This window comes from Candidatus Hakubella thermalkaliphila (genome assembly GCF_013281975.1).
Lineage (GTDB): Bacteria > Actinomycetota > Humimicrobiia > Hakubellales > Hakubellaceae > Hakubella > Hakubella thermalkaliphila.
In genome coordinates, this window is the sequence record NZ_BLRZ01000149.1 from 1 (window position 1) to 3290 (window position 3290).

At 53.5% G+C, this 3290-nt stretch carries 4 protein-coding genes and 1 pseudogene; all 5 read left to right on the plus strand.

Going from position 1 to position 3290, the window contains the following annotated elements:
• Window positions 1-392, plus strand: a pseudogene (locus tag HW443_RS10085) (IS1634 family transposase); the annotation flags it as partial.
• 69 nt (window positions 393-461) lie between these two features.
• Complete coding sequence (gene yedE / locus HW443_RS10090; RefSeq protein ID WP_407079821.1) at window positions 462-1565, plus strand: YedE family putative selenium transporter; 1104 nt, start codon at window positions 462-464, stop codon at window positions 1563-1565.
• 10 nt (window positions 1566-1575) lie between these two features.
• Window positions 1576-1797, plus strand: coding sequence for a sulfurtransferase TusA family protein (locus HW443_RS10095; RefSeq protein WP_176230271.1), 222 nt, complete (start codon window positions 1576-1578; stop codon window positions 1795-1797).
• Window positions 1794-2942, plus strand: coding sequence for an aminotransferase class V-fold PLP-dependent enzyme (locus HW443_RS10100; RefSeq protein ID WP_176231647.1), 1149 nt, complete (start codon window positions 1794-1796; stop codon window positions 2940-2942). Before HW443_RS10095 ends, HW443_RS10100 begins: the two co-directional genes overlap by 4 nt.
• Window positions 2939-3175, plus strand: a complete 237-nt coding sequence (locus tag HW443_RS14040; protein WP_176231648.1) for a DUF3343 domain-containing protein — start codon at window positions 2939-2941, stop codon at window positions 3173-3175. Before HW443_RS10100 ends, HW443_RS14040 begins: the two co-directional genes overlap by 4 nt.
• The last annotated feature ends 115 nt before the right edge of the window (window positions 3176-3290 follow it).

Sequence of the window (3290 nt, forward strand, 5' to 3'; positions counted from 1 at the left end):
AGTCCAGGCAGCCCATGGTCGAAAAGCGCCACGACATGTTGAAGAATGTACTCTCTGCCACTCCGGCATTCCTCAAGAGCGTCAGCCGCATGGAAGCGCTTCTCTTCTTGGTTTACGTCAGTCTGACCGTCCACGCGCTGATTGAGCGTGAAGTGCGAAACAGGATGAGGGAGCGCGGGGAAGAATCGCTTCCCTTGTATCCCGAAGAGAGAGAATGTCGAGCGCCGACAGCCAGGCGCATACTGGAAGTCTTCTCTGACCTCCAGAGGCATCTTCTACTCAAAGAGGGACAGATCGTACAGAAGTTCATGCCCGAGCTAAGCTCCATTCAACAGGTCTTGTCTCTAATTGGGATTCCCCCGGAGGACTATGGTGAATCCAGCCAATCGTGAGCGGTGGTCAATTGAGGATTGCTATCATGGGGGGAGAAATCGATGACTCCACTTGCGGAAAAGGAGTTTATGTCTTTCGTTTCACGGTTTCTCACGTCCCGCTGGGGACCTATCTTTACCGGTCTCGTCGTCGGCATTCTGGCGCCAGTGCTCGTCAAACTGGGCAACCCCTCCAACATGGGAGTCTGTGTTGTCTGCTTTAGTCGGGATATTGCCGGGGCACTGGGCTTGCACCATGCCGGTGTGGTGCAATATATCCGTCCAGAAATAATCGGCTTTGTACTTGGGTCTTTAGTTGCGGCGCTCATCTTCCGTGAATTCAAGCCACGTACCGGATCAGCGCCGCTGGTGCGTTTCCTTTTAGGCATGTTCGCTGTATTTGGTGCTCTGGTCTTTCTGGGATGCCCCTGGCGTGCCTATCTGCGGCTGGCTGGGGGTGACTGGAATGCGGTTTTTGGCATCCTCGGTCTCATAGCTGGTATCGGGATTGGAATTGTGTTCCTCAGAACGGGATTCAGTCTGGGACGCAACCATCCGGCACCGAAAGCCCTGGGCTGGGTCATGCCTGCCATTATGGTAACCTTGCTGGCGCTTTTGATAGTAGCTCCCCAGTTCGGGAGGGATGCCAGCGGTAATCCAGTTGGCCCCATCTTTTTCTCGGAGAAGGGTCCCGGGAGCCAGCACGCTCCCCTTATCATCTCTCTAGTAGTCGGACTCTTTGTCGGATTCCTGGCTCAGCGCAGTCGCTTCTGCACTGTCGGCGCCATAAGGGATATGATGCTGTTGCGTGATTCCCACCTTCTTAAAGGTGTGCTGGCGCTAATTGCGGCTGCCTTTATTACCAACCTGATACTTGGTCAGTTCAACCCCGGATTTGCTAACCAGCCAGTAGCTCACACTAATGCCCTGTGGAACTTCGGTGGTATGGTACTGGCCGGCCTCGCCTTCACTCTGGCTGGCGGTTGTCCCGGGCGGCAGCTCTTCCTTGCGGGGGAGGGTGATGGGGACGCTGCGGTATTTGTCGTCGGCATGATTGTGGGTGCTGGATTCGCCCACAACTTCAGTATTGCCAGTTCGCCCAGCGGTGTCAGTGCGTTTGGACCGGTTACGGTCATGATTGGACTGGTGATATGTATTATCATCGGGCTAACGATGCGTGAAGTAAAAGCGTAGGAGGATTATAATGAGTGATATCGAGACTGTAGATGCCCGTGGACTCTCATGCCCACAACCGGCGATGCTGGCTCGCCAGGCTCTGCAAAAAGCGGACAAAGGGACGATAGAGGTTCTTATAGATTCAAGCACCGCGCTGGAGAACGTTTCGCGTTTAGCAAAGAACTCGGGCTGGAATGTCACTGTGGAAGACCAGCCTGATGGCAGCTATCGCGTTGTGCTAAAGAAATGATTTACCTTGATAATGCGGCAACGTCCTGGCCGAAGCCACCCGAAGTCTTGAAAGCAATGGCGGATGTTCTGGGGCACGCTGGGGGCAACCCCGGCCGCTCCGGACACCGGCTGTCCATTGAGGCGGCACGGGTGATGTACGATGCCCGGGAGGACATTGCCTCTTTCTTTAACAACGGAGACCCCCTGCGGGTCATATTTACACATAATGCCACTCACGCTATAAACATAGTCCTAAAAGGGTTACTGAAGCCCGGCGACCGAGTCGTTACCAGTTCCATAGAGCATAATGCCGTAATGCGGCCGCTCAGAAGCTTGGAGAGACAGGGGGTTAATCTTCGTGTTGTCCCTTGTGCCTCTGATGGTAGCCTTGCCATAAGTGATGTCGCCAGGGCAGTAGACTCCGGGACTCGTCTAGTAGTTATTACTCACGCCAGCAACGTGGTGGGCACAGTTATGCCGATTGCCGAGATTGCGTCTGCGGCTCACACCACTAGAGCCTTGCTCCTGGTAGACGCGGCACAAACTGCGGGAGTTGTGCCAGTAGATATGAAGGCAATGGGCATTGACCTCCTTGCCTTTACCGGGCACAAAGGGCTTCTGGGACCTCCGGGAATCGGTGGCCTTCTCATTGGCGACCGTGTGGATACTTCATTGATTGAGCCTCTGATGGAAGGTGGTACCGGAAGCCAGTCGGAACTGGAAGAACAGCCTGAGTTTCTCCCTGATAAATTCGAGAGCGGTACCCCTAACCTCGTGGGTATTGCAGGTTTACATGCTGGTATACAGTGGGTAATGGAGAGAGGCATCAAAGCAATTCGGGCGCATGAGAAAGAGCTTACCCGTGCTCTTATCAGCGGTTTATCTGAGATTTCAGGTGTCCAAGTATATGGAACTCGTGACCCTGAGCGGTCAATAGCCATTGTATCCTTTACTGTCAAGGGCAGGCAAGTCTCAGAGCTGGGGCTCAGGCTTGACGAGGAATACGGTATCCTGACTCGGGTTGGGTTGCACTGCGCTCCCGCGGGGCATAGAACCATTGGCTCATTTCCCGCGGGAACGGTGCGGCTGGCGCCAAGCATGTTTACGACGATGGACGACATTAATAAGACAATTCGAGCGATCCAGAGAATAGTGAACTCATGACAGAGTACGGCGTAATCCTGTTTCACACTACCTCGTCTGTTATGCGTGCCGAAAAGTTACTGACGAAAGCCGATCATACTGTAAAGCTGATTCCGACTCCACGCCAGTTCTCCAGCGACTGTGGCATTGCCTTGCGCTTTGACTGGTCTCAATATGAGCAGGTCAAGTTGGTACTGGATGAGGCACGAATTGAAACCGATGCGATACACTTTCTGGACACAAAACGTGTTTAGCAGACTAGCCAGGTAATACATGCTTAGGGCCTGTCACAAAATAACATGATCAAGTTCAGGATGATTTGGTTTGATGGTGTAGTTCCACTCACCATGAAAGGCGTCCTTGGTAAGG

Excerpts from the sequence above, each read along its gene's own strand:
- yedE (WP_407079821.1), top strand. The coding sequence starts at position 462 with ATGTCTTTCGTTTCACGGTTTCTCACGTCCCGCTGGGGACCTATCTTT.
- HW443_RS10095 (WP_176230271.1), top strand. The coding sequence starts at position 1,576 with ATGAGTGATATCGAGACTGTAGATGCCCGTGGACTCTCATGCCCACAA.
- HW443_RS10100 (WP_176231647.1), top strand. The coding sequence starts at position 1,794 with ATGATTTACCTTGATAATGCGGCAACGTCCTGGCCGAAGCCACCCGAA.
- HW443_RS14040 (WP_176231648.1), top strand. The coding sequence starts at position 2,939 with ATGACAGAGTACGGCGTAATCCTGTTTCACACTACCTCGTCTGTTATG.